The organism is Avibacterium sp. 21-586 (assembly GCF_026226775.1).
Lineage (GTDB): Bacteria > Pseudomonadota > Gammaproteobacteria > Enterobacterales > Pasteurellaceae > Avibacterium.
This window is the reverse complement of the sequence record NZ_JAKKOD010000001.1, coordinates 1,102,800-1,125,598: the sequence shown is the minus strand read 5'-3', so window position 1 is coordinate 1,125,598 and position 22,799 is coordinate 1,102,800. Positions and strand designations below refer to the sequence as shown.

The 22,799-nt window shown below is 39.3% G+C and carries 23 protein-coding genes; 18 read left to right on the top strand and 5 right to left on the bottom strand.

The genetic code is table 11. The features are described 5' to 3' along the window. Window positions 1–7 precede the first annotated feature (7 nt). A complete protein-coding gene (gene efp / locus L5B71_RS05100) occupies window positions 8–574 on the top strand; it encodes an elongation factor P (protein WP_103854617.1) in 567 nt (188 codons plus the stop codon). 132 nt (window positions 575–706) lie between these two features. Here efp and L5B71_RS05095 read toward each other — a convergent pair whose 3' ends face one another. Together L5B71_RS05095 and L5B71_RS05090 are read right to left on the bottom strand one after the other, a co-directional pair. Next, a complete protein-coding gene (locus L5B71_RS05095; protein WP_265757298.1) occupies window positions 707–1,342 on the bottom strand; it encodes a bifunctional 4-hydroxy-2-oxoglutarate aldolase/2-dehydro-3-deoxy-phosphogluconate aldolase in 636 nt (211 codons plus the stop codon). Window positions 1,343–1,352: 10 nt separating this feature from the next. After that, on the bottom strand, window positions 1,353–2,294 hold the full coding sequence (locus L5B71_RS05090; RefSeq protein WP_265757297.1) for a sugar kinase: 942 nt from the start codon (window positions 2,292–2,294) through the stop codon (window positions 1,353–1,355). A 169-nt stretch (window positions 2,295–2,463) separates the two neighbouring features. On the opposite strand from L5B71_RS05090, the gene kdgR reads away from it, so the two are divergent. Beyond that, the gene (gene kdgR / locus L5B71_RS05085) at window positions 2,464–3,252 is read left to right on the top strand and encodes a DNA-binding transcriptional regulator KdgR (protein ID WP_265757296.1); all 789 of its coding nucleotides are present in this window, start codon (window positions 2,464–2,466) and stop codon (window positions 3,250–3,252) included. 95 nt (window positions 3,253–3,347) lie between these two features. Here the strand turns inward: kdgR and L5B71_RS05080 are convergent, their stop codons facing one another. Continuing rightward, entirely contained in the window at window positions 3,348–4,841 is a 1,494-nt protein-coding gene (locus L5B71_RS05080) for a DUF2264 domain-containing protein (protein ID WP_265757295.1), read from the bottom strand. A gap of 65 nt (window positions 4,842–4,906) precedes the next feature. Continuing rightward, window positions 4,907–6,478 carry a sulfatase family protein gene (locus tag L5B71_RS05075; protein ID WP_265757294.1) on the bottom strand — a complete coding sequence of 524 codons (1,572 nt, stop codon included), beginning with the start codon at window positions 6,476–6,478 and terminating at the stop codon, window positions 4,907–4,909. A gap of 275 nt (window positions 6,479–6,753) precedes the next feature. Between L5B71_RS05075 and kbaZ the strand changes: the two genes are divergently transcribed. From kbaZ to L5B71_RS04995, 16 genes are all read left to right on the top strand, one after another. Beyond that, window positions 6,754–8,037, top strand: coding sequence for a tagatose-bisphosphate aldolase subunit KbaZ (gene kbaZ, locus L5B71_RS05070; protein WP_265757293.1), 1,284 nt, complete (start codon window positions 6,754–6,756; stop codon window positions 8,035–8,037). Window positions 8,038–8,052: 15 nt separating this feature from the next. Beyond that, a complete protein-coding gene (locus L5B71_RS05065; protein ID WP_265757292.1) occupies window positions 8,053–9,213 on the top strand; it encodes an SIS domain-containing protein in 1,161 nt (386 codons plus the stop codon). 14 nt (window positions 9,214–9,227) lie between these two features. Then, window positions 9,228–9,716: a PTS N-acetylgalactosamine transporter subunit IIB gene (agaV, locus tag L5B71_RS05060; protein ID WP_265757291.1), complete on the top strand. Its 489-nt coding sequence runs from the start codon at window positions 9,228–9,230 to the stop codon at window positions 9,714–9,716. Window positions 9,717–9,735: 19 nt separating this feature from the next. Beyond that, the gene (agaW, locus tag L5B71_RS05055) at window positions 9,736–10,506 is read left to right on the top strand and encodes a PTS N-acetylgalactosamine transporter subunit IIC (RefSeq protein ID WP_265757290.1); all 771 of its coding nucleotides are present in this window, start codon (window positions 9,736–9,738) and stop codon (window positions 10,504–10,506) included. Further along, the gene (locus L5B71_RS05050; RefSeq protein WP_265757289.1) at window positions 10,496–11,362 is read left to right on the top strand and encodes a PTS system mannose/fructose/sorbose family transporter subunit IID; all 867 of its coding nucleotides are present in this window, start codon (window positions 10,496–10,498) and stop codon (window positions 11,360–11,362) included. Before agaW ends, L5B71_RS05050 begins: the two co-directional genes overlap by 11 nt. 72 nt (window positions 11,363–11,434) lie before the next feature. Beyond that, window positions 11,435–11,872, top strand: coding sequence for a PTS galactosamine/N-acetylgalactosamine transporter subunit IIA (gene agaF, locus L5B71_RS05045; protein WP_265757288.1), 438 nt, complete (start codon window positions 11,435–11,437; stop codon window positions 11,870–11,872). Between the two features lie 36 nt (window positions 11,873–11,908). Then, window positions 11,909–12,958, top strand: a complete 1,050-nt coding sequence (locus L5B71_RS05040) for a glycoside hydrolase family 88/105 protein (protein ID WP_265757287.1) — start codon at window positions 11,909–11,911, stop codon at window positions 12,956–12,958. Between the two features lie 32 nt (window positions 12,959–12,990). Beyond that, window positions 12,991–13,632 (top strand): RpiB/LacA/LacB family sugar-phosphate isomerase, encoded by a 642-nt coding sequence (locus tag L5B71_RS05035; RefSeq protein ID WP_265757286.1) that lies wholly within the window; start codon window positions 12,991–12,993, stop codon window positions 13,630–13,632. 107 nt (window positions 13,633–13,739) lie between these two features. Beyond that, window positions 13,740–14,936: an anaerobic sulfatase maturase gene (locus L5B71_RS05030; protein ID WP_265757285.1), complete on the top strand. Its 1,197-nt coding sequence runs from the start codon at window positions 13,740–13,742 to the stop codon at window positions 14,934–14,936. Between the two features lie 21 nt (window positions 14,937–14,957). Continuing rightward, the gene (locus L5B71_RS05025) at window positions 14,958–16,583 is read left to right on the top strand and encodes a sulfatase family protein (RefSeq protein WP_265757284.1); all 1,626 of its coding nucleotides are present in this window, start codon (window positions 14,958–14,960) and stop codon (window positions 16,581–16,583) included. 50 nt (window positions 16,584–16,633) lie between these two features. Further along, on the top strand, window positions 16,634–17,425 hold the full coding sequence (locus L5B71_RS05020) for a hypothetical protein (RefSeq protein ID WP_265757283.1): 792 nt from the start codon (window positions 16,634–16,636) through the stop codon (window positions 17,423–17,425). 132 nt (window positions 17,426–17,557) lie between these two features. Next, on the top strand, window positions 17,558–18,331 hold the full coding sequence (gene agaR / locus L5B71_RS05015; RefSeq protein WP_265757282.1) for a transcriptional repressor AgaR: 774 nt from the start codon (window positions 17,558–17,560) through the stop codon (window positions 18,329–18,331). 12 nt (window positions 18,332–18,343) lie between these two features. Continuing rightward, window positions 18,344–19,498, top strand: coding sequence for an N-acetylglucosamine-6-phosphate deacetylase (nagA, locus tag L5B71_RS05010; RefSeq protein WP_265757281.1), 1,155 nt, complete (start codon window positions 18,344–18,346; stop codon window positions 19,496–19,498). Window positions 19,499–19,536: 38 nt separating this feature from the next. Then, window positions 19,537–20,487, top strand: coding sequence for a tagatose 1,6-diphosphate aldolase (locus L5B71_RS05005; protein ID WP_265757280.1), 951 nt, complete (start codon window positions 19,537–19,539; stop codon window positions 20,485–20,487). 201 nt (window positions 20,488–20,688) lie between these two features. Further along, window positions 20,689–21,192: a YgjV family protein gene (locus tag L5B71_RS05000; protein WP_265757279.1), complete on the top strand. Its 504-nt coding sequence runs from the start codon at window positions 20,689–20,691 to the stop codon at window positions 21,190–21,192. 36 nt (window positions 21,193–21,228) lie between these two features. Continuing rightward, entirely contained in the window at window positions 21,229–21,960 is a 732-nt protein-coding gene (locus tag L5B71_RS04995; protein WP_265757278.1) for a carbohydrate-binding family 9-like protein, read from the top strand. 36 nt (window positions 21,961–21,996) lie between these two features. On the opposite strand, the gene L5B71_RS04990 is transcribed toward L5B71_RS04995, so the two are convergent. Then, window positions 21,997–22,791: a peptide ABC transporter ATP-binding protein gene (locus tag L5B71_RS04990; RefSeq protein WP_265757277.1), complete on the bottom strand. Its 795-nt coding sequence runs from the start codon at window positions 22,789–22,791 to the stop codon at window positions 21,997–21,999. Window positions 22,792–22,799 lie beyond the last annotated feature (8 nt).

Here is a 22,799-nt window from a genome sequence, read left to right as displayed (position 1 = left end):
GGATAATATGGCTACATATACTACCACTGACTTCAAACCAGGTCTAAAATTTATGCAAGATGGCGAGCCTTGCGTGATCGTTGAAAATGAATTTGTAAAACCGGGAAAAGGTCAAGCGTTTACCCGTACTCGCATTCGTAAATTGATTTCTGGCAAAGTGTTAGATGTGAACTTTAAATCAGGTACGTCCGTAGAAGCGGCTGACGTAATGGATTTAAACTTAACCTATTCTTACAAAGATGATGCGTTCTGGTACTTTATGCACCCAGAAACATTTGAACAATATTCAGCAGACGCAAAAGCGGTGGGCGATGCAGAAAAATGGTTATTAGACCAAGCAGATTGTATTGTAACCCTATGGAACGGCGCACCAATTTCTGTAACCCCGCCAAACTTTGTGGAATTAGAAATCGTAGAAACTGATCCAGGTCTAAAAGGTGACACCGCAGGAACAGGCGGCAAACCAGCTACATTAAGCACTGGTGCAGTTGTGCGTGTGCCATTATTCGTACAAACAGGCGAAGTAATCAAAGTTGATACCCGCTCTGGCGAATATGTTTCGCGTGTGAAGTAATCACAAAATTGAATGATAGAAAAGCCGTTATGATTAACGGCTTTTTCTTTATATAGCGCTTATTAACGAAAGTGCGGTGCAAATTTTTCAAAATTTTCCACCGCACTTTTATTTTAAGACTTTGTTTTGCAGTTAAGCGTTGGTAATGGCTACGGCTTCACGCACTAAACGGCCGATTTCTTCCCAGTTATGGCTGTTGATAAGGGATTTTTCTACGAACCAAGAACCACCACAAGCCACGACATTTGGAATGGCGAGATAGTCTTTAATATTGTTTACGCTAATGCCACCCGTTGGCATAATTTGTAATTGTGCATAAGGGCCAAGTAAAGCTTTGATCATCTTCACGCCACCTGAGGCTTCGGCAGGGAAAAATTTCACTGCAGTTACACCTAATTCTAATGCCGCTTCAATAGACATTGGATTATTCACCCCTGGCATTACAGGAATATCCAATTCTTGACAAAGTTTTACGATTTTCGGGTTAAAGCCTGGGGTAACAATACAATCTGCGCCAGCATTTTTAGCTTGTACTACTTGTTCACTTGTTAGCACTGTACCTGCTGCAATTAAAATATCAGGGTTATTCTGACGGATTAAGCGAATCGCTTCTTCTGCCGCTGCTGAGCGGAAAGTGATTTCAACTACAGGTAAGCCGTTAGTCGCCAAGGTTTCCGCAAGAGGAATAATATCCTGTGCGTTATCAAGGGCGATCACTGGGATTACTTTTAATTGGCGAAGTTTTGCAATAATTTGAGCTGTGTCCATTGTTTATTCCTCAGTTAAATTGATCAATTAGGTGTGTTGTGGCGTTTTTATCAATAATTGCGCCTTTGTGCTGAATGACGATACCTGCCACTTGATTGCCTTGTTGGCAACATTGTTGTGGTGATTTATCGCGTAAGTAGCCATTTAAAAAGCCAGCATTGAAAGCATCACCTGCAGAAGTGGTGTCTACAACTCGCTCCACTGGTGTGGTGGCAACATTTTGTTGGTTACCTTGTTCATCACAGAATAATGCCCCCTCTTTGCCTTGTTTCAAGACAATATTTTTAACTCCAAGTTCTCTTAAGCGTTGTACTGATTGCGCAGGATCGTTGTCGTTCCAGAGTGCTTGTTCATCATCAAAAGTGACCAACGCAAGGTGAACGAGTGGGTAAAGTGCAGTGTAAATTTCTTGCGTTTTTTCTGCTGATTCCCATAATTTCGGACGATAGTTGCTATCAAAGGCGATTTTCACGCCTTGTTTTGTAAGCTGTTTGAGCTGTTCAATAAGTGTATAACGATCGGCATCTGGCAAAATGGCAAGGGAAATGCCGCTAAGATAAATCATATCCATTTCTGCTAATTTATGTTGCACTTGTGGATAATCAGGGTGTTGCAGTAAGTAACGTGCGGCAGATTCAGAGCGCCAATAAAGAAAGGTGCGTTCGCCAAATTTATCGAGTTGGATTAGATAAAGCCCGGCTTGGCGATCGGGATTGATAAGCACGTTGTCGGTGTGAATCTGATCTTGTTGCCAGTGCTGAATCATTTGCTGGCTGAGTTTATCTGCCCCCATTGCGCTAATATAATGCACTTCAATGTCTTTTGCGGAACTTACGCGCGATAAATAGGTGGCAGTATTGAGCGTGTCGCCACCGTAGGTCTGCCACATATTACCAAATGGTTCACCATTTAACTCAATCATACATTCACCGATAATTGCAATTTTTTTCACGGTTTCCTCCTTTATGCAAAGCGAGTGAAATAATGCCGATTATAAGGCGATTAAGTATGACTTTCAATGAAATTGAAATAAGGTTTCATTTTATTTTGCTGCTTTTCAAAATTATTGCTTGTGTTAATATACTTAAGATAGTTGATTTTACTTTTGAGATGCTAAAAATATGGAAAAAGATACCCAACCAGATGCGGTTTCCTCCGTTCTAAAAGTGTTTGGCATAGTCGATGCGCTGAGTGAGAAGAAAGAAATAGGTGTAACAGAGCTCGCTCAACGTTTAATGATGTCTAAAAGCACGATTTATCGTTTCTTACAAACGATGAAATCTATTGGAATTGTGGCCCAAGAAGGGGAAAGTGATAAATATCGCCTTACATTAAAATTATTTGAAATTAGTGCAAGAGCCTTAGAATATGTGGATTTAATCGATCTTGCCAATAAAGAAATGGAAGTGATTGCTAAGCAAACAGGCGAAACCTTGCATTTAGGTGCATTAGAGGGTAGTGAGATCATTTACTTACACAAAATTGATTCCACTTATAGCTTAAGAATGCATTCTCGCATTGGGCGCAGAAACCCTTCTTATAGTACTGCAATAGGTAAAGTATTACTTTCAGCGCTTTCTGAGCAAGAATTACAAATATTGCTCAGAGATATCGAGTTTGTTCAGCATACAGAAAATACGCTGAAAAATATTGAAGAGTTAAAACAAGAGCTTGCGTTGGTTCGCGAGCAGCATTATGCGGAAGATAAAGAAGAACAAGAAGTAGGCCTGCATTGCGTTGCTGCACCAATTTATGATCGTTTAGGGCATATTGTGGCAGCCATTTCTGTCTCCTTGCCGATCGTGCGTTTTGAAAAAGAAAACTTAGCGCATTTAGTGAGAATGTTGCATCAAGCAGGGCGCAATGTGTCTAAACAGCTTGGTTATCAACATTATCCTGTGGCAGAGTAATACAAGGAATAAAACTAAGGTGGAGTTGAAATATTCCGCCTTAATTTTTAGGTATTTGCATATAATTAGTATAGAAAAAGTGCGATGTTTTTTCGCTATTTTTTCGCTTTGTTTGGAAGATAAAGGGATAATTTTGATGAAAAGGCCGTTACACCTTTGCGCAATAAATTATTTTTCTCTCTGGTAGAACGTCCGCAAAGCCATTCGATAGCGTGTTTTATTCTATTTTGTTGGTGTAAACAGGCTTGGGCAAAAGGGGCATTGGGATATTGTTGATGCTCAAACAGTGCCACAATTTCTTGGGTGGCTTGTGTACCAATAATGCGCAAATCAATGGCAGGAATGCGAATATCGTAATCTTGCTGCTCAATGGCAAGGGGCTGTTCTGTCGTTTGCCAGAAATTGATTTTCTGGCTGCCATAAAGTAATAAAATAAAAGGGCGCAGTGACCACAGACCACTTGCCGCTCCGCTATAAGGATCAATCAATCGCCTATCTTTTTGGAATAGCCCTTGGGTGACATTGCCCTCTTGAATCGCGCCTTGTTGGATAAAAAAATGTGTCAGGCAAGATAAAATACGTTTGCCTTGTCCATTGCTTTTTTGTTGTTGGATCATTGTGCTAATTAAAGCGGTAGGCGCGGCGAAACGGTAGGGTAGGCTGCGCCCGAAAAAAGCAAAACCTTGTGGTGCAAATAAATAGTGAAAATCTTGACAAAATTCCACCGCACTTTGTTGAATGAAAGAGCGGTCAAAATTGGGGGAAATTTGATCGAGCCAAAATAGCCCATAATGAAAGCCCCAAGAGTTGTAATAATCGAAATTGCCTTTCTCACCATCTCTAAACCAACCATTGCCGACATAAAATTCTTTAATCCGTTGGTAGCGTTCGTGGTTGATTTCATCAATGCCAGCAAGCTGCTTTACCACGAATTGCACTAATAAAATAAATAAATGCCAATTGTTGTCCACGGTTTGTACTTGATTGATTTGGCGCAGCCAATCGATGATTTGCTGTTTTTGTTGGGTATTGTAATGGACCCAAATCTGTTCTTTACTCAACCAAAGGGCAAGGGCAAAGTCTGCACTTTCGCAGATTGTTTGTTGAAAACTTTTTAATTCTCCCCAGTAGCCAGAATGGTTGGGATTGGTGGCATTGAGAAAGCCTGCAGATAAGGCTTGTTGAACTTGCTGAAAAAGGGGATGCGTGGTATCAGATTGATAATTTAAATAGGCTGCAAGCAAAGGATAATTGCGTGCTGCTCCTTCAATCGAATCGGAAACCATTCCTTGTTCCGATGGATAGCCGTAGTAATCAGTGCGGGCATAGCCATCATTGGCATAATGAAGAAAGGAACGGATAAAATAACTCACCAATAATTCAAACTTTTCTTGTGAAAAGGAGGAATTTTCAGTAAATGCCTGTTTAAGCTGTTTATCAATAAGAGGATCAGTTTTGCTCAACAAGGCTTTTCGTTTCAGTGAGCGCTGCAATCTCTCCTTAAATGTCCGCCAATAATCATACAAGCTAGGATGTTCGTGGGCTAAATAAGGACGTTCAGTAAAACGAATATCGGGTTTGGTTGGCATTTATCCGCTCCTAATTGCTCTCACTGAAAATTCAGTGAGAGCGTGCTATTAAGCCTTTACTGTTACTAGGCTTTTGGTGCTGCACAGTTTTCGGCTTGTTTTTTCATTTTTTTCGTTGGTCCGGTAATGAATTCCACTGGACGCCAAGAATCGCCTGTTTTCTCTAACCAAGGTAATAATTCTTCTTTGATTAATTTTTGTACTAGATCAGGGTTGCTATCAGCAATATTTTTCATCTGATATGGATCTGCTACATTATCAAAGAGTTTATATTTCAATGGTTCGCCATCTTGACGATCTATCTCTAGTGTATGCGTTGCGGTACGCACCCCACGTCTGCCGAAAGATGGTTGACCGTAAGGCACAAATAGATAGAGCTGAGATGTTGGGCTAAGGCCTTTATCGTGTAGCACTTGTTCTGCTAAACTCACCCCTTCGACACTATCAGGAATGCTCTCTTTCAAACCTAGTAACTCAAGAATCGTTGGATAAATATCTGGCGCAGACATTAGGCTTTCGTTTACACCAGCAGGAATTTTACCTGGTAAACGGAACATCATTGGAACACGCATTGATTCTTCGTACACATTATTTTTGGTTGGTGCGCCGTGAGCACCTAAACAGCAACCGTGATCGGAGAAGAACACGACTAATGTGTTGTCCGCTAATCCTTGTTTATCAAGTTCAGCAAGAATACGTCCAAATTGCTCATCCACTCCTGAAACCATTGCTAGATATTCTTTGAAATACTGTGGACCGTAGCCATCTTGGTATTTTTTATCCCAATCTACATTTGGACGAGTATTTAACTCTTTAGAGCTTTGTGGATACATATCAAGATATTTCTGAGGCACTTGATCGTAAGGAGAATGTGGTGGATTCATTGATACTACTAGAGCAAATGGTTTGCTTGGGTCACGATATTTGTTTTCTTCATTACGAAGATATTTAATCGCCATATCTGCTTCATGTTCTGGTCCCCACTGATCGACATATTCAGGGTATTCACGCGGTGTATCATTACCCCAGTACATCGGTTTTAAATGGAGATCATAAGTACCATAAGAATACCAGAAGTCAAAGCTATGACGGCGATCTGGCGGCGTCCAGTCGTTCCAATAACGACCTTCCATAGGGTTATTATAACTCTTAATGTAAGGTTCTTTTGGTACGTCCAAATGCCATTTACCAATATAACCTAAAGAATAGCCTTCATCTTTAAGTACATCAGACCAGCATTTTGAGTAAGGCGAAAGTTCAATCCCTACTTTTCCGCCATAATCGTGGGTGTTACCAGTTACGCCACTATGTTGCGGATATTTACCAGTCATAAACATTCCACGGAATGGCGAGCAAAGAGGATAGTTTGATACCATTTGATCCATTACTTTGGCTGTTTTTGCAAAAGCATCTAAATGTGGTGTAATTGCAGGATCTTGTTTTTTAAAGCCTTGCGCCATTGCACGCATTTCGTCTGGAAATACGATGAGTAGATTAAGTGGCGGATTACTAGATTTTTTTGCTTGATTTTTATCATTAGTATTGGCGACTGCATTTACTGCAGCAGTAGAAGACAGAGCCGCTGCTGCACCAGTGGTTGCAACGCCCTTAATAAAATTACGGCGTGAAATACTCATCTGATTACTCCTTATTTTCACTAAGTAGGGTAGGTTTATTACACTTTTCAGTACTTTTTTATTGAACAAAGTAAAGATATTTTTTCATAAAAAAATGCCAATCTCCACATTTTAAAACGTCGTTTTATAAAAAAAATGTAATTTTGTGAATTAGATCACATATTTCGATTTTTGTATTTCTATCTTTTGATTTCTTTCGTTATAATCTTGTCAAAACAATTTGAAAGTAAAAGCTTACAAAATCCCCTTAATGTCAAAAAAGGAAATTAAATAAAATGAGTATATTATTGAAATTAATCAAACAACATAAATCAGGGGAGGCCGTGGGGATTTATTCCGTGTGTTCTGCTCATCCTCTCGTATTAGAAGCCTCATTATTACAAGCGAAGCAAGATAACACACCATTATTGATTGAAGCGACGTCTAACCAAGTGGATCAATTTGGTGGTTATACAGGAATGACACCAGCAGATTTTCGTCATTTTGTTGAACAACTTGCTGATCAAGTGGGTTTTTCGCGTGATCAATTAATTTTAGGTGGTGACCATTTAGGACCTAACCGTTGGCAAGGATTGACCGCGGATGAAGCAATGGCAAATGCAGAGAAGCTGATTGAAGCTTATGTTGCAGCAGGATTTGAAAAAATCCACTTAGATTGCAGTATGTCTTGCAAAGGCGATCCTGTTCCACTTTCTGATGAAATTGTGGCTGAACGTGCCGCACGTCTGGCTGTGATTGCAGAACAAACCGCAGCAAAAAATGGTTTTGCAGATCGTATTGTATACATTGTTGGCACAGAAGTTCCTGTACCTGGTGGGGAAGCAGAAGAAATTGCCGAATTAGAAGTAACTTCACCAAGTGCAGCGAAAGCCACGATTAATGCTCACCAACAAGCTTTCGCGCGTGTTGGGTTAGAAAATATTTGGTCACGCGTAATTGGTTTAGTGGTGCAGCCAGGGGTAGAGTTTGACCACACCAAAGTGATTGATTTTATTCCTGAGAAAGCCCAAGCCTTAAGTCAAGTGGTAAACGATTATGAAAATTTAGTGTTTGAAGCCCATTCTACCGATTATCAAACAGAAGAGGCTTACAAAGCCTTAGTAAAAAATCATTTTGCGATTTTGAAAGTAGGACCAGCGTTAACTTTCGCATTACGCGAAGGCTTATATGCATTATGCTCAATGGAAGATTATTTATTCCCAGCAGAACAACGTTCTAACTTGCTTGCTGTGCTTGAAGAGCAAATGTTGGCACACCCAGAAAACTGGCAAAAATACTATCACGGTACAGAGTTAGAGCAACGTTTTGCAAGAAGTTTTAGCTTTAGCGATCGTATTCGTTATTACTGGACAAATCCTGAAATTGGTGCGGCGGTAGAGAAATTGTTAGCGAATTTTGATAATGTCGATATTCCATTACCGCTATTAAGCCAATATTTACCAGAACAATATGTTGCCGTGCGCGAAGGAACGCTTGCTCCGCGTGGTAAAGATTTAGTGCTAGACAAAGTGCGTGCTGTTGTTCGTCAATATGCTTTAGCAAGTTTTTTCAATAAATAATTGAGGATAGATAAGATGACAAGTTATTTAGGGTTTTCAGAAAGCGAATTAGTGGCAGGCAAAGCCATTATGACCGCAAAAGAAATTGAGCATCAGCCTCAGGCTTGGTTGCAAGCATTACATACTGTGGAAGCACAACGCCAGCAAATTTTAGATTTTATTGCACCTGTAATGAATGCGGCAAACGGACGTGTGATTTTCACTGGTGCAGGAACTTCTGCATTCGTGGGGCATTCCTTACAGCCTTTCGTTTTAACTTTAACAGATAAACGTGTGGAATCCATTGCGACAACGGATATCGTGTCTAATCCTTACCAATATTTTGCACAGGATGTGCCAACGTTATTAATTTCTTTCGCACGCTCAGGTAACAGTCCGGAAAGTGTGGCAGCAGTAGAATTAGCTAATCAATGTTTAACCAATTGCTATCATTTATTTATTACTTGTAATGAGCAAGGCGCGTTATATCAAAATGCGCAAAAAAATGACCGCACTTTAGCCTTATTAATGCCACCACAAACTAATGATGGCGGTTTTGCAATGACATCTAGCTTTAGTTCAATGATGTTATCAGCACTTTCCGTGTTCTTATTGCCAAAAGGGTCAGTGGTTGAACAACTACAATTTATTTGCGATGCCACAGCAAAACTGATTCCACGCTATGTGGATTATGCTCGCCAGCTTTCTAAAGTCGATATGGAACGCATTATCTATTTAGGCAGCGGTGGCTTACAAGGCCTTGCGCAGGAATCTGCCTTGAAAATTTTGGAATTAACCGCAGGACGCATTGTTGCAACCTATGATTCACCACTAGGTTTCCGTCACGGACCTAAATCTATTGTGAATCCTAAAACTGTTGTGGTGGAATTTTTATCAAATCAACCTTATACCCGTTTATATGATGTTGATTTATATAATGAATTACGTCGCGATAATATTGCAAGTCGCGTTGTGTGTTTAACCGCACAGGCTGGTGTGGAAGGCAATGATGTGATTGAAGTGGAAGGCTTTAGCAATGCACCAGATTATGCCTTGTTGTTCCCATACATTGTCTTTGCACAAGTAAATTCATTTTATAGTTCTTTCAGTCGTGGTATTACCACTGACAATCCTTGCCCAACAGGTGAAGTAAACCGAGTGGTTCAAGGTGTTATTATTCACCCATTTAATTCATAATTAAGGAGATTTTTATGTCAGCACCTAATATTGTATGGACACGAATTGACGAGCGTTTACTACACGGACAAATCCGTATTACTTGGGGTAAACATTCGGAAGCTAATTTAATTTTAGTGGCGAACGATGAAGCAGCAGAAGGCCCAAATGCAGCATTTATGCAAGCAGGAATGAAAGCTTCAGCGGGTGGTGAATACGCTGTGCGTTTCTTCACAATCCAAAAAACCATTGATGTGATTCATAAAGCATCACCACAACAAAAGATTTTTATTTTATGTAACAATCCAACAGATGTCGCCCGCTTAGTTGAAGGTGGGGTGCCTATCAAACATTGCAATATCGGTAATATGCATTTCCACGAAGGCAAAACGCAATTAACCAAAACGGTTTCTGTTGATGAAAAGGATCTTGACGCATTCCGCCGTATGGTGAACGCAGGGGTAACTTGCACAATCCAAAATACGCCGGACGCACAAGAAATCGATATTAAACAATATCTTTAATACTCAATAAGGAGCGTTTATGTTAACTGAAGCATTATTAGTCGCCGTTTGGGCGTTCTTCTGTGGTATCGATAAATACGATGTCGCATTAAATATCCACCGTCCGTTAATCACGGGGCCTGTTGTAGGCTTAATTATGGGGGATTTACAATTAGGCTTAATTACAGGTGCAACACTTGAATTAGCTTGGTTAGGTTTAGTGCCTAATGCTGGGGCTCAGCCGCCAGATGTAACAATGGGTACTATTGCAGCGGTTGCTTTCGCAGCAATGACAGGGCAAAGTGCGGAAGTTGCAATGGGTGTAGGTATGCCAATTGCGGTGTTAATGCAAATGTTGGTTATCGGTTTCTTTGCATTAACTTCATTTACTATGGGAAAAGCGGATGAATATGCTGAACAAGCTAATCCAAATGGAATTGATTTCTTATTAATTTCAACTATTTCATTACGCTCATTATTATACGCAATTGTTGCTTTTGTTACCGTGTACTTCGGTGAACACGCTGCAGATTGGATCAACAACAATTCACCAAAAGCATTATTAGAAGGTTTAGGCTTAGGTGCGCGTTTAGTTCCAGCAATCGGTTTTGCAATGTTATTAAAAATTATGTGGTCAAAACAAGTTGCGGGGGTATTTTTCATCGGTTTCGTTGCAACGACTTACCTAAAACTACCAATTATGGCTGTTGCAATCATCGGTGGTTCAATCGCAGTACTTTATTTCTACTTCTCAGGTAATGGCAATAATAACAACCAATCTCAAGCACAGGAGTTCGAAGATGGAATCTAAAAATGTAAATAATCAAGTAAGCCTTGTTGATGATATTGATGCATATCAAGACCAAACTGTTCGTAAAGTAATTACAAAAGGCGATCTTTGGAAATGTGCGATTCGTGGTTTGTTCATGGAAGGTAACTTTAACTTCGAGCGTATGCAAGGTGGTGGTTGGGCATATTCAATCATTCCAGCATTGAAAAAAATCCACGGTAATAATAAATATGATTTGGCTAAATCATTAAAAAATCATCTACAATTCTTTAATGCGAGTCCAAAACTGTTTACTTTCTTGCTTGGTACTGCTATTGCGATGGAAGAAAATAAAGAAAAACCTTCTACTATCAATGTAATGAAAGTAGCAGGTATGGGGCCAACAGGTGGGATTGGGGATGGTATTGACCATATGACGATTATGCCACTTACTTTGGCTTTAGGTTCGTCTATCGCGATTGAAGGTTCTGTTGCAGGTCCATTTGTATTCTTTATCCTTTATCAGATTTTACACTTCTTTGTGTACTTCAGCTTGATGTTTATGGGATATAAAGCCGGTACAGCCGCGATGGTGAATATGAGTGATTCAACTGAGCGCTTGGCAAAAGCTGCAAATATTATGGGGATCTTCGTAATTGGGGCATTATGTGCTACCTTTATAAGATTTAAGACTACAGCAACCATTGAGTTAGGTGGTAAAGTAGTAGAATTACAGACCGCCCTTTTCGATAAGATAATGCCTAATCTTTTACCATTGGCGTTAGTGTTCCTAATGTTTAAACTCGTGAAAGGGACTGGATTCTGGGCTAAACCTCCTGTTCTTATTTTCAGTACACTTGCTTTTGGTGTGATTGGACACTTAATTGGTATTATTTAATTGATAATAAACGATAGTTAATAAGGAAATGGGGATTCTCCATTTCCTTACTAGTATAGATAAGGAACAATTATGTTAGGTATAGTAGTATCAGGTCACATTAATTTTGCTTCAGGTATGCGTTCAGCTGTAGAGGCTATTGCTGGACAGCAAGCACAGTTAGAATTTGTTGATTTTTTAGAATCAATGTCTACTGATGAATTAGAAGCTCAACTTCTTGCGGCAAAACAACGAGTAGATACAGGTGATGGTGTATTGTTTTTAGTGGATCTTTATGGTGGTTCGCCTTGTAATAGAGCTGTCAATATTCTATTACAAGATCCTAACGTAGAAGTGGTCGCAGGTGCGAATTTATCAATGATTGTAAATGCAGCATTAGAACGCGAAGAATTCACCTTGCGTGAATTAACTGATTGCCTAGCGAATGGCGAATTTAGCCAGATTAAAGATTTGCGCCAAGATCTTGCCGCACTTTCGCAAGATGAACAAGACGAAACAGACGGATTATAAGCATTTAGCTTATCAACTATGTAAGAGGAAGAGTTTATGAAACCTCAACAAGAGCAAACCCTTGCATTGATGAAAAAGGTTTATCAATGGCAGGCGGCAAATCAAACTCGTACTGTGGTACGCCGTACAGGTCGTGTTAGATTTATTAAAGATACCGACTGGGATCGCGCCGTATTTTGGGCGAGCGTTTCTAATGCGTGGAAAGTAACAGGTGAACAAACTTTTTTAGATGGTGTATTAAGCTACACCTTACACACAGGTTTTCGCACTGGGCCTCATTTACGCTTTGCCGATGATTTGGTTTGTGCGCAATCCTATCTTGATGTGTATCCTTTATTTAACCAGCCAGAAGCGTTAGAACCGACGGTTAATTTTGTCGAAGATATATTGGCGAATCCAAAACCAGGGCGTGAAGACTGGTGGTGGTGCGATTCACTCTTTATGGCACCACAAGTCTTTTTTGCTTTATCCACATTAACGGGTGAAAGTAAATATCGTGATTATGCGAACCAAGCTTGGTGGGATTCTGTTGATCATCTACAAGATAAAGAAACCGGTTTGTTCTACCGCGACTATCGTTATATTCCAGATGGTAAAGGCGGTGAATTGCGTGAAGCCAATGGTGAGAAAGTCTTTTGGGGGCGTGGCGTAGGTTGGGTTATTGCTGCCATTCCACGTTTATTCAGAGATATGCCGGCAGATTTCTCAGATCGTGAGCGTTATTTAGCACTTTATCGCCATCTTGCGGAAACGCTCTTACCATTCCAACAAGAAGATGGTTTCTGGCGTGCAAGCTTACTTGATCCACAAACTTTCCCAGCCAAAGAAAGTAGCGCTACCGCATTGTTCTGCTATGCTTTAGCGTGGGGGGTAAATCAAGGCGTATTAGCGCGTGAAAAATACCAACCTGCGGTTGAGAAGGCGTGGGCGGGATTAGTAAGTGCGGTGGATTCTGAAGGAAAATTAGGTTGGATCCAATTGCCTGCATTTAATCCAAGAGAAGTAAAAGCGGAACACAATATTGATTATGGTGTTGGCGCATTCTTGTTAGCTGGAGCTGAGATTTATCAGCTACAAGCGAAATAATGATTGATTTTATTTAATTAAAGGAAAGAAAAATGAAAATTGCATTAATGATGGAAAATAGCCAAGCGGCGAAAAACCCAATTATTTTAAATGAATTAAAAAACGTGGTTGAACCAAAAGGTTATAGTGTTTATAACGTGGGAATGAACAGTGAGCAAGATCACCACTTAACCTATATCCACTTAGGGATTATGGCGAGTATTTTGCTTAATTCTAAGGCTGTTGATTTTGTGATCGCTGGTTGCGGAACTGGTCAAGGTGCGTTGATGTCATTAAATCTTCATCCTGGGGTTGTATGTGGTTACTGTTTAGATCCTGCTGATGCATTCTTATTCTCTCAAATTAATAATGGTAATGCATTAGCTTTAGCATTTGCGAAAGGGTTTGGCTGGGGGGCTGAATTAAACGTTCGTTATATGTTTGAAAAAGCATTTGAAGGTGAACGTGGGCAAGGTTACCCTGTAGAACGTCGCGAGCCGCAAGTACGCAATGCTGGCATCTTAAATCAAGTGAAAGCAGCGGTAGCAAAAGATAACTACTTAGATACATTACGTGCGATCGATCCTGAATTGGTAAAAACCGCAGTAAGTGGCGAGCGTTTCCAACAATGCTTCTTCGACAACTGTCAAGATGATGAAATTCGCGCTTACGTTACTGAAGTATTAAATAGCTAATTTGCTATTGATGTAAGGGGAAAAAGGACATTTCCCCTTTCAAAGATAATTCTGTTTAAACTAAAATTATCTTTTCTCTATCATATCTTTCACATTAGGAGTCGTTTATGTGTCAATCTCAACCCGCTTATTTTCATATGATGGCAAAGCCAAGTAGCTTTCACTGCAATATTAAATGTGAATACTGCTTTTATTTAGAGAAAGAGCAGGTGCTAACGCATAATGTACGCCTAATGTCAGAAGAAACGTTACGCCAATACACTAAAAACTACATTGAATCCCACGCAGGTGATCACGTTGATTTTGCTTGGCAAGGTGGTGAGCCAACTTTACTTGGTTTAGATTTTTTCAAAAGAGCGGTGCAATTTCAGAAAGAATTTGCTAATGGCAAGACCATCACCAATGGTTTTCAAACCAATGGCATTGCGATTAATCGCCAATGGGCAGAGTTTTTTAAAGAGAATAATTTTCTTATTGGGATTTCGGTAGACGGATTAAGTGATGTTCACGACCGCTATCGTATTTCTGTCAATGGGCAACCTACCTTTGAACGGGTGAAAAAAGCGATTGATTTATTCAAAGAATACGAAGTGGATTTCAACACGCTTACTGTGATCAATGATAAAAACTGGAATAAAGGGAAAGAAACCTACCATGCATTGAAAGAGCTGGGATCAACCTTTATGCAGTTTATTCCTATTGTAGAAGTGGCTAATTATTCCTTGCAACGCAGTGATTATAACCCAGGTAAAAATTATCGAATGGCACCTTTTTCTGTGCCAGCAGATGGTTATGGACATTTCTTGTTAGATGTATTTACCGAATGGGTTCGCCAAGATGTAGGGCGTATTTTCGTGCGTGAATTTGATAACTTACTTGGGCAATGGTTAGGCTATCCATCAACCAGCTGTATTCATACGGAAACCTGTGGTACAGCGATGATCGTAGAAGCCAATGGTGATGTGTATTCTTGTGACCACTATGTTTATCCTGATTATCGTTTAGGCAATGTCAATAAACAGCCACTCAATCAAATTGCCCTTTCAACTAAGCAACAAAAATTTGGTAATGCGAAAAAAGAAACGCTCACTAAAGCTTGCGAAAAATGTGATGTACGAATGATTTGTCAAGGCGGTTGTCCAAAACACCGTATTGTGAATCTGAAAGGGGAAAAATTTAAACACAATTATCTTTGTCCTTCTTACCAACTTTTCTTCCGCCAAACTGCACCTTTAATGCATCGTATGCGCGATATTATTCAACAAGGTGGTTTAGCAGAAGAGATTATGCGAATTATCAACTAACACCTAATAAAGGAGAATTTAATGAAACTTTCATTACTCAATAAGTGTTTGTTATCAGCATTAGTAGTAGGTGGTGCGGCAGCTCAGCCACTTTATGCACAAACGAACAATACTCAGCATCCGAACGTTTTAGTGATAGTGATGGATGATCTTGGTACGGGGCAACTAGACTTTGCCATTGATTCGTTAGACAAAAATGAACTAAGCAAACGTCCTGTTGCAGCGCGTTATCAAGGTGATTTAGATAAAATGATCGATGCTGCACAACGCGCAATGCCGAATGTATCTAAATTAGCGGCTAGCGGGGTAAAAATGACCAATGCGTTCGTTGCTCACCCTGTTTGTGGGCCATCTCGTGCAGGGATTTTAACAGGACGTTATCCTGCTTCGTTTGGTATTTATAGTAACGATGATTCATTTAACGGTATTCCACTTGATGTGAAATTATTACCTGCGTTGTTCCAAGAAAACGGTTACACCACTGCAAATATCGGGAAATATCACAATGCACGCGTAAACAAAGACAGAAAAATTGGACGTATCACTAAGCCTGATGATGTGAAAACTCGTGATTATCACGATAACTTCTCATCTGTACCAGATAAAGGCTATTTCCCAACAGATCGTGGTTTTGATTATTCTTATAGCTACTTTGTATCTGGGGCAGCATTATGGAATTCCCCTGCATTATGGCGTAATGACAAACCTATCGAAGCACCGGGTTATTTAACTCATAATTTAACCAATGAAGCGCTACAATTTATTGATAAAGCAGGCGATAAACCCTTCTTCTTAAATCTTGCCTATAGCGTACCGCACATTCCATTAGAAGAAGCTTCACCGGCAAAATATATGGATCAATTCAATACAGGTAACGTTGAAGCGGATAAATATTTTGCGGCAATTAATGCAGCGGATGAAGGTATTGGAAAAATCATCGATAAATTGAAAGCCGATGGCAAATTAGATAATACCATTATTTTCTTCTTATCCGATAACGGTTCTGTACACGAAGCGCCAATGCCATTAAATGGTATGGATCGTGGGTTCAAAGGACAAATGTATAATGGTGGGGTACGTGTACCATTTATCGTATCTTGGCCAGGACATATTCCCGCAGATAGCAAAAACGATATGTTAATTTCTGCGATGGATATTCTGCCGAGTGCATTGAAAGCAGCAAATATTAAAGTGCCAGATTCATTGAAATTAGATGGCCGTGATATTTTACCTGTATTAGAAGGGAAAGAAAAAGTTTCTCCGCATAAATACTTATATTGGGCAGGCCCTGGTGCGAAACATTATAGTGAAGAAAACCAACAATTCTGGGCAGATTATTGGAAATACATCACTTATAACACTAATGAGGCACCAAAAAATCCAAACTTAGAAAAATTATCAAAAAGCGCTTGGGCAATTCGTGATCAAGATTGGGCGTTATACTTCTACAATGACGGAAGTAACAAACTTCACCTTTACCACGACAAAGTTGATCCAGCAGAAAGCCAAGATGTGGCAGATAAATATCCAGAAAAAGTGAAAGAATTGCAAAAAGCGTTCTACGACTGGATCAGCGCCCAGCCAAAACCGATGGTATGGAATCCAGAAGAATTCCAAGCCATTGAGGCTTCAGCAAAAGCAAAATAATCTGATTAGTCAGCCACTATTATTGTGGCTGATTTTTTTGAGGAGAAATGATGACAAAAATTACTCTAAGCATTTTAGATAAAGATGATAATATTAAATTGTGTAAAAGTGCGTTTGATTTCTTAATGCTCACTTACAAAGGTGAGTATCAAGCAGGCGATCGCATTTGTATTGAAACAGATAATGCACCTTGTTATTTAAAATTACGTTTAGAAGATAGCCTTGAAAGTAGCCTTGTCTATTTAACTGAAAATTGCTTTGAATACCGCATTCCTTTTGGCGATGACAGACGTTTATTTAACAGTGATAAGGCATTCCAAGGCGGCATTCATTTTCTATGGGTACGTGTTGCCAGAGATTACGAAGTGGCGCAATATGGTAATCTTGCCTTTAATCCGTATTTTCAACCACAGCAAACGAGCGTTTATCCACGCATTAGTAGCAACATTGTGGCGAGCAACATTCGTTTTGCGTCATACAATGTCATTGATGGTATTTTTGACAGTAATGCACACGGTTCCTATCCTTTCACTTCTTGGAGTAACGCACAAGATCCGAACGCAGAATTAAAAATTGAATTTGGACGCAATGTAGAAGTTGATGGGCTTGTGCTAATTTTGCGCGCAGATTTTCCACACGATGCGTGGTGGCAGCAAGTTAGCGTACAATTTTCTGATGGTTCAGAAGAGCTCTTAAATTTGGAAAGAACAGGGCAACCTCAGTTTTTCCAATTTGCCAAACGTCAATGCGAGCATTTGCAATTAACACATTTTGTGAAAGCGAAAGATCCTTCACCATTTACGGCATTAAGCCAAATTGAAGTACTAGGAAGAAATGTTTAAGAATGAAAGATAAAGGGTTGAAAGTGAGCAACATTTTATCGTTTATAAGCTCATCTCTTTTAACTCATTTTATTTCATTTGGCTTTATTTTGAGCTATAATTTTTTAACGCAACATCTTAAAGGACGAAAAGATGAAGAGTGCAATTGAAAGGCGAATGGAGATTGTTGCAATAGTCAATAAAAATTCTTCCGCACGCGTGGAGGATTTGGCTGAAACCTTTTCTGTTTCTACGGTTACTATTCGGCAAGATCTCAATTTTTTAGAAAAAAATGGCTATATTGTTCGTTCTCACGGTGGTGCTGTACCGAATAAAGGAATGATTGCAGAATTAAGTAATGCCGAAAAAAGACATCGTAATTTAGGGGCGAAAAATAAGATTGCGGAAGCTGCACTAAAACTGATCAATGATGATGATATTATTATTTTAGATTCAGGTACAACCACGCGAGAAATCGCTGCTACGTTGAAAAAATCGACAATTAAAAATGTGCTTGTTATGACAAATGGGTTGGACATTGCCTCTGAATTAGCTGATGCCGAAAATGTAGAAGTGTTAATGACAGGCGGGAAATTACGCAAAAATGCAATGTCTTTCTCAGGACCACAAGCCGATGCAAGTTTGGCTAACTACTGTTTTAGCAAGGTTTTTCTTGGTGTGGATGGGTTTGATATTCAGGCTGGCATTACCACCCATAATGAACAAGAAGCCAATTTGAACCGTATTATGTGTGATATTTCTAATCAAGTGATTGCGGTAACCGATTCCAGTAAATTTGGCAAGAAAAGCTGCCATATTATCCGCAAGTTTGCCGATATTGATGTATTAATTACTGATTCTGGAATTTCTCCCGAATATTTGACCGCACTTCAAGAAAATAATATTGAAATGATTATTGTAGATTAAGAGGAAAAAAGAATGCGTTATGCCATTAAACCCGAAAAAGTAATGACTTCATCAGGAGAATTACTGAATAAATATGTGGTGATAAATCAAGGTAAAATTGAAAGTATCCAGGAAGAAAAGCCTACTGATTGCGATGTGCGTTATTATCCCGACAGTTATCTTTCTGCTGGTTTTATTGATGTGCATATTCACGGACGAGCAGGGGCTGATGTGATGGATGAAAACGACACCGCCCTTGCTACCATTGCACAAGCCTTACCACAAACCGGAGTTACCGCATGGGTGGGAACGACCGTTTCAGCCCCTTGGGAAAATATTCTTTCATCAATGCAACGAATGAAAGATTATATCCAGCGAGGTAAGCAATCTGGCGCAGAATTGTTGGGTAGCTTTATGGAAGGGCCGTATTTCACTGAACGCCATCGTGGTTCACATCCAACAGAATATTTAATGTCGCCAACTATTTCTCAGTTAGAAGAATTATTGCAAATTTCCGACCGCACTTTATTACGCGTAGCGGTTGCGCCTGAAATTGAAAATGCTGAACCAGCCATTAAATGGTTGATAGAAAATGGCGTCAAAGTCTCAGTGGCACATACCAATGCGACCTTTGAGCAGATTACTAAAGCTTATTATTTAGGGGCAGATTGTGGTGTGCATTTATTCAATGGAATGAGTGCCTTGCATCACCGTGAGCCAGGTTGTACGGGGGCGGTGTTATATCACGATATGCTGGCAGAAATTATCGCAGATGGCATTCACGTTCATCCTGCCGTATTAAATTTAGCTTATAAATTAAAAACTTATCGTAGAATGGTGTTGATTACAGATTGTATGCGTGCAGGTGGTTTAGCAGATGGTGAATATACTCTCGGTGTGCAAACGGTGCGAGTGAAAGACGGTCAAGCAAGAACCTTTGACGGTTCACTAGCGGGTAGCACTTGCAGCCTAGATCAAGCTTTACGCAATATGGTATTTAAAGCCGATGTGCCAGTATGGGAAGCTATTCAAATGGTTACCACTATTCCCGCCACTTATTTAGGTGTGGCAGATCGCATTGGTGATATTGCCGTGGGTAAAGAAGCAAATTTCACCTTATTAGACAAAGCGTTACACGTTCAAGCCACTTATATTAAAGGTGAGCCTGTATATAACTGTGGTGAATAATTTGAGTATTTTATATTTACAAAGATGGAGAGAAAACAATGTCAAATTTAAGAACTGAACGTTTAAAAAAATTATGCAGCCAAGACAATTTAATTGCAGCACTAGCTATTGACCAACGTGGTGCATTACGACGCATGCTTGGCGAATCTGCAAGTAATGAACAGCTTGCAGAGTTTAAAGTATTGGTATCTGAATACTTAACGCCTTATTCCTCATCTATTTTGCTTGATCCTGAAGTGGGCTGGAAAGCGGCTGAAAAACGTGCAGCCAACGCAGGTTTATTAATGGCTTATGAAAAAACAGGCTACGACAAAACCCAACCAGGTCGTTACCCTGACTTAATTGACGATGTGTCTGTACAGCGCTTAAAAGCCAAAGGAGCAGACGGGATCAAATTATTGCTTTATATCGACATTGACGAAGGCAAAGAAGTGAATGATCGTAAAGAAGCCTTTGTAGAACGTGTGGCTTCAGAATGTAAAGCAGAAGAGATGCCATTCTTCTTAGAGCTTGTGAGCTATGACGCGAATATTTCTGATCCAAAAGCGTATGCGAAAATTAAACCACGTAAAGTGATCGAAGCAATGAAATTATTCTCCGAACCTCGTTTTGGTGTTGATGTATTAAAAGTGGAAGTACCAGTGGATATGAAATTTGTGGAAGGGTTTGCAGAGCAAGAAGCGGTATATAGCCAAGCACAAGCGAAAGCTTACTTCAAAGAACAAAGCGATGCCACCGAGATTCCATTCATCTTCTTAAGTGCAGGTGTGAGCGCGCAATTATTCTTAGATACACTCCGTTTTGCTAAAGACGCAGGCTGTGATTTCAACGGCGTATTATGTGGACGTGCTACTTGGGCAGGTGCAGCAGAAATCTTTAAAGCAGAGGGTGCAGAAGCGGCAAAACAATGGCTACTCAACGAAGGTAAAGCTAATATTGAAGCCCTTAATGCCGTACTAAAAGAAACAGCACAGCCGTTAGACATTTAATCTGATGGTGTGATGCAGAGAAGATACATATAAAAAGAGCGGTCTATTTTAGACCGCTTTTTATTTGAAACATCGTTTTGAAAATTTTAGATCAAGATCACAAAATCAAAACTTATTCATAGACTGAAACTTTATTCTAGTTTAAATTCAATTTTGTTTGGCTAGAGATATAAGTTTACAGAATATTAATTAATACATTTTATGCTAGACAATATTATAAACATTCCACAATTACTTGGTATTTTAGCTTTTATATTAGGGGTAATTTGTTTTTATCAAAAGAATGATAAAAAACTCAAAATTGTGATGTTGATTCAAAATATCACTTATATGAGTCATTTTATTTTATTAGGTGCGAATGTGGCAGCATTAAGCTCGTTGCTTTCCACCTTAAGAACGGCAATGTCTATTTTTGTTTTATCAAAATATATTGCCTTATTTTTTGTTTTATTAGGGATTATTTTTGGCTATGTGATTGCAGATTCCGTTTGGCAAGTTTTCCCTATTATTGCTTCAACCATTGGAACGATTTCATTATTTTTATTAAAAGGCATTCCAATGCGTTTATTTATGCTAGTCGGCTCAGCTTGTTGGTTAATAAATAATATTTTAGTGGGATCTTTAGGCGGCGTGTTATTAGAAAGTACGGTTATGGTAGTAAACACCATTACCATTGTTCGTTTAATGCGTCAAACTCATAGATAATGATTCATTTTATCTTTAATTCATAGGAGAATTTTTATGAAGAAATTATTAATTGCAACCCTTTTTGGGGCATTATTTTCAATGAATGCGGCAGCAGAAGCACCTGCTAAGAGCTATAACGTGGCATTTGAATCACAAGCGCCAGTATTAGATGGTAAGCTTGATGAAGCGGTGTGGGGCAAAGTCAAAGGGGTAACAGATTTTGTGAATCCTTGGGAGCAGGCGCAAATGCCAAAAACAGAATTTAAGGCATTCCACGATGATCAAAATTTTTATTTTTCTTTTGATGTAGAAGATCCGAATGTTTTAATTTATGACACAACTGATCACGAATGGATGGTTGCGCGTGAAGACCGTGTAGAATTATTTATGGCACCAGGTGAAATTGATAAACAGCAAGCCGATGGAAAATATCCGAAATATGTTGCTTTAGAAATGGATTACAAAGGCCGCACTTTATCAATGTTGCGTGATGTTGAAAAAAATATTAATGCAGAATGGGATCCAAAAACTTTAGAAACTGTGGGGATTCGCACGGAGAAAGGTTATACATTAGAGGGTAAAATAGCACTCAGTGAATTAAAAGAACATCATTTAATTCAAGGTAGCAAAATTCGTGCTGGAGCTTACCGAGCAGAATTCTCAATTATGAAAGGAAAAGGTAAAGAGCAAACTAACTGGATTACTTGGGTTGATCCAAAAACCGAAAAACCAAATTTCCACATTAACTCTTCTTTTGGTGAATTTGTGTTAGAGCCGAAGAAATAAATTGTTGTATATAAGGCTGAGTTTTATTCAGCCTTTTTATTGCCAAGATTCATCTGTTAGTAATTGCCCAAAATGGCTTTCTACAAGGCGTTTGGTAATATCATTTTGAGGATGGATGAACGTTTCTCGGGTTGTGCCGTATTCAATCATTTTTCCTTCATCCATCACCAATACATTATCAGAAATATGTTTAATGATTCCCAGATTTTGCCCGACATAAATATAAGAAATACCCAGCTTATCTTGGATTTCAAGCATTAAATTCATTAGTTGCGTTTTTACTGTGGCATCTAGTGAGCCAAGTGCATCATCGGTGATGATGATTTCAGGCTCAAGGATTAAGGCACAAGCAAGGGCTACACGCTGTTTTTGGCTTACTGACATCGTGTTGATTTTGATATTAGCATGATCAGGATAAAGTCCAACGAGTTTCAGAGTGGAGAAGATTTTTTCATTACGAGCTTGTTCGCTTAAATGTGTGGCAAGGCGTAATGGGGTATCTAAAATCTGCCCAACATTGAGTTTGGGATTGAAGGAACTATTAGGATCTTGAAAAACCATTCGAATATGCTGTGAACGGTAGTGGTAATCGCCGAACTGTAGGGGATTATTTTTAAACAAAATTTCCCCCGCACTTGGGGCAATAATTCCTACAATCATTTTAACCAAAGTAGATTTACCTGAGCCATTTTTGCCCATAATGGCTAAGGTCTTTTTGTGTTCTAACTGAAAGCTGACATTCTCCACCGCAACAAACTGGCTAGATGAAAAAATTCCGACATTATCATCAAAGGATTTGGATAAATTTTTAATTTCTAACAATGCACTCATTCAATTTT

What these genes read in the sequence shown, in the direction of transcription:
- efp (WP_103854617.1), top strand. Translation starts at nt 8, where the DNA reads ATGGCTACATATACTACCACTGACTTCAAACCAGGTCTAAAATTTATG.
- L5B71_RS05095 (WP_265757298.1), bottom strand. Translation starts at nt 1,342, where the DNA reads ATGGACACAGCTCAAATTATTGCAAAACTTCGCCAATTAAAAGTAATC.
- kdgR (WP_265757296.1), top strand. Translation starts at nt 2,464, where the DNA reads ATGGAAAAAGATACCCAACCAGATGCGGTTTCCTCCGTTCTAAAAGTG.
- L5B71_RS05080 (WP_265757295.1), bottom strand. Translation starts at nt 4,841, where the DNA reads ATGCCAACCAAACCCGATATTCGTTTTACTGAACGTCCTTATTTAGCC.
- L5B71_RS05075 (WP_265757294.1), bottom strand. Translation starts at nt 6,478, where the DNA reads ATGAGTATTTCACGCCGTAATTTTATTAAGGGCGTTGCAACCACTGGT.
- kbaZ (WP_265757293.1), top strand. Translation starts at nt 6,754, where the DNA reads ATGAGTATATTATTGAAATTAATCAAACAACATAAATCAGGGGAGGCC.
- L5B71_RS05065 (WP_265757292.1), top strand. Translation starts at nt 8,053, where the DNA reads ATGACAAGTTATTTAGGGTTTTCAGAAAGCGAATTAGTGGCAGGCAAA.
- agaV (WP_265757291.1), top strand. Translation starts at nt 9,228, where the DNA reads ATGTCAGCACCTAATATTGTATGGACACGAATTGACGAGCGTTTACTA.
- agaW (WP_265757290.1), top strand. Translation starts at nt 9,736, where the DNA reads ATGTTAACTGAAGCATTATTAGTCGCCGTTTGGGCGTTCTTCTGTGGT.
- L5B71_RS05050 (WP_265757289.1), top strand. Translation starts at nt 10,496, where the DNA reads ATGGAATCTAAAAATGTAAATAATCAAGTAAGCCTTGTTGATGATATT.
- agaF (WP_265757288.1), top strand. Translation starts at nt 11,435, where the DNA reads ATGTTAGGTATAGTAGTATCAGGTCACATTAATTTTGCTTCAGGTATG.
- L5B71_RS05040 (WP_265757287.1), top strand. Translation starts at nt 11,909, where the DNA reads ATGAAACCTCAACAAGAGCAAACCCTTGCATTGATGAAAAAGGTTTAT.
- L5B71_RS05035 (WP_265757286.1), top strand. Translation starts at nt 12,991, where the DNA reads ATGAAAATTGCATTAATGATGGAAAATAGCCAAGCGGCGAAAAACCCA.
- L5B71_RS05030 (WP_265757285.1), top strand. Translation starts at nt 13,740, where the DNA reads ATGTGTCAATCTCAACCCGCTTATTTTCATATGATGGCAAAGCCAAGT.
- L5B71_RS05025 (WP_265757284.1), top strand. Translation starts at nt 14,958, where the DNA reads ATGAAACTTTCATTACTCAATAAGTGTTTGTTATCAGCATTAGTAGTA.
- L5B71_RS05020 (WP_265757283.1), top strand. Translation starts at nt 16,634, where the DNA reads ATGACAAAAATTACTCTAAGCATTTTAGATAAAGATGATAATATTAAA.
- agaR (WP_265757282.1), top strand. Translation starts at nt 17,558, where the DNA reads ATGAAGAGTGCAATTGAAAGGCGAATGGAGATTGTTGCAATAGTCAAT.
- nagA (WP_265757281.1), top strand. Translation starts at nt 18,344, where the DNA reads ATGCGTTATGCCATTAAACCCGAAAAAGTAATGACTTCATCAGGAGAA.
- L5B71_RS05005 (WP_265757280.1), top strand. Translation starts at nt 19,537, where the DNA reads ATGTCAAATTTAAGAACTGAACGTTTAAAAAAATTATGCAGCCAAGAC.
- L5B71_RS05000 (WP_265757279.1), top strand. Translation starts at nt 20,689, where the DNA reads ATGCTAGACAATATTATAAACATTCCACAATTACTTGGTATTTTAGCT.
- L5B71_RS04995 (WP_265757278.1), top strand. Translation starts at nt 21,229, where the DNA reads ATGAAGAAATTATTAATTGCAACCCTTTTTGGGGCATTATTTTCAATG.
- L5B71_RS04990 (WP_265757277.1), bottom strand. Translation starts at nt 22,791, where the DNA reads ATGAGTGCATTGTTAGAAATTAAAAATTTATCCAAATCCTTTGATGAT.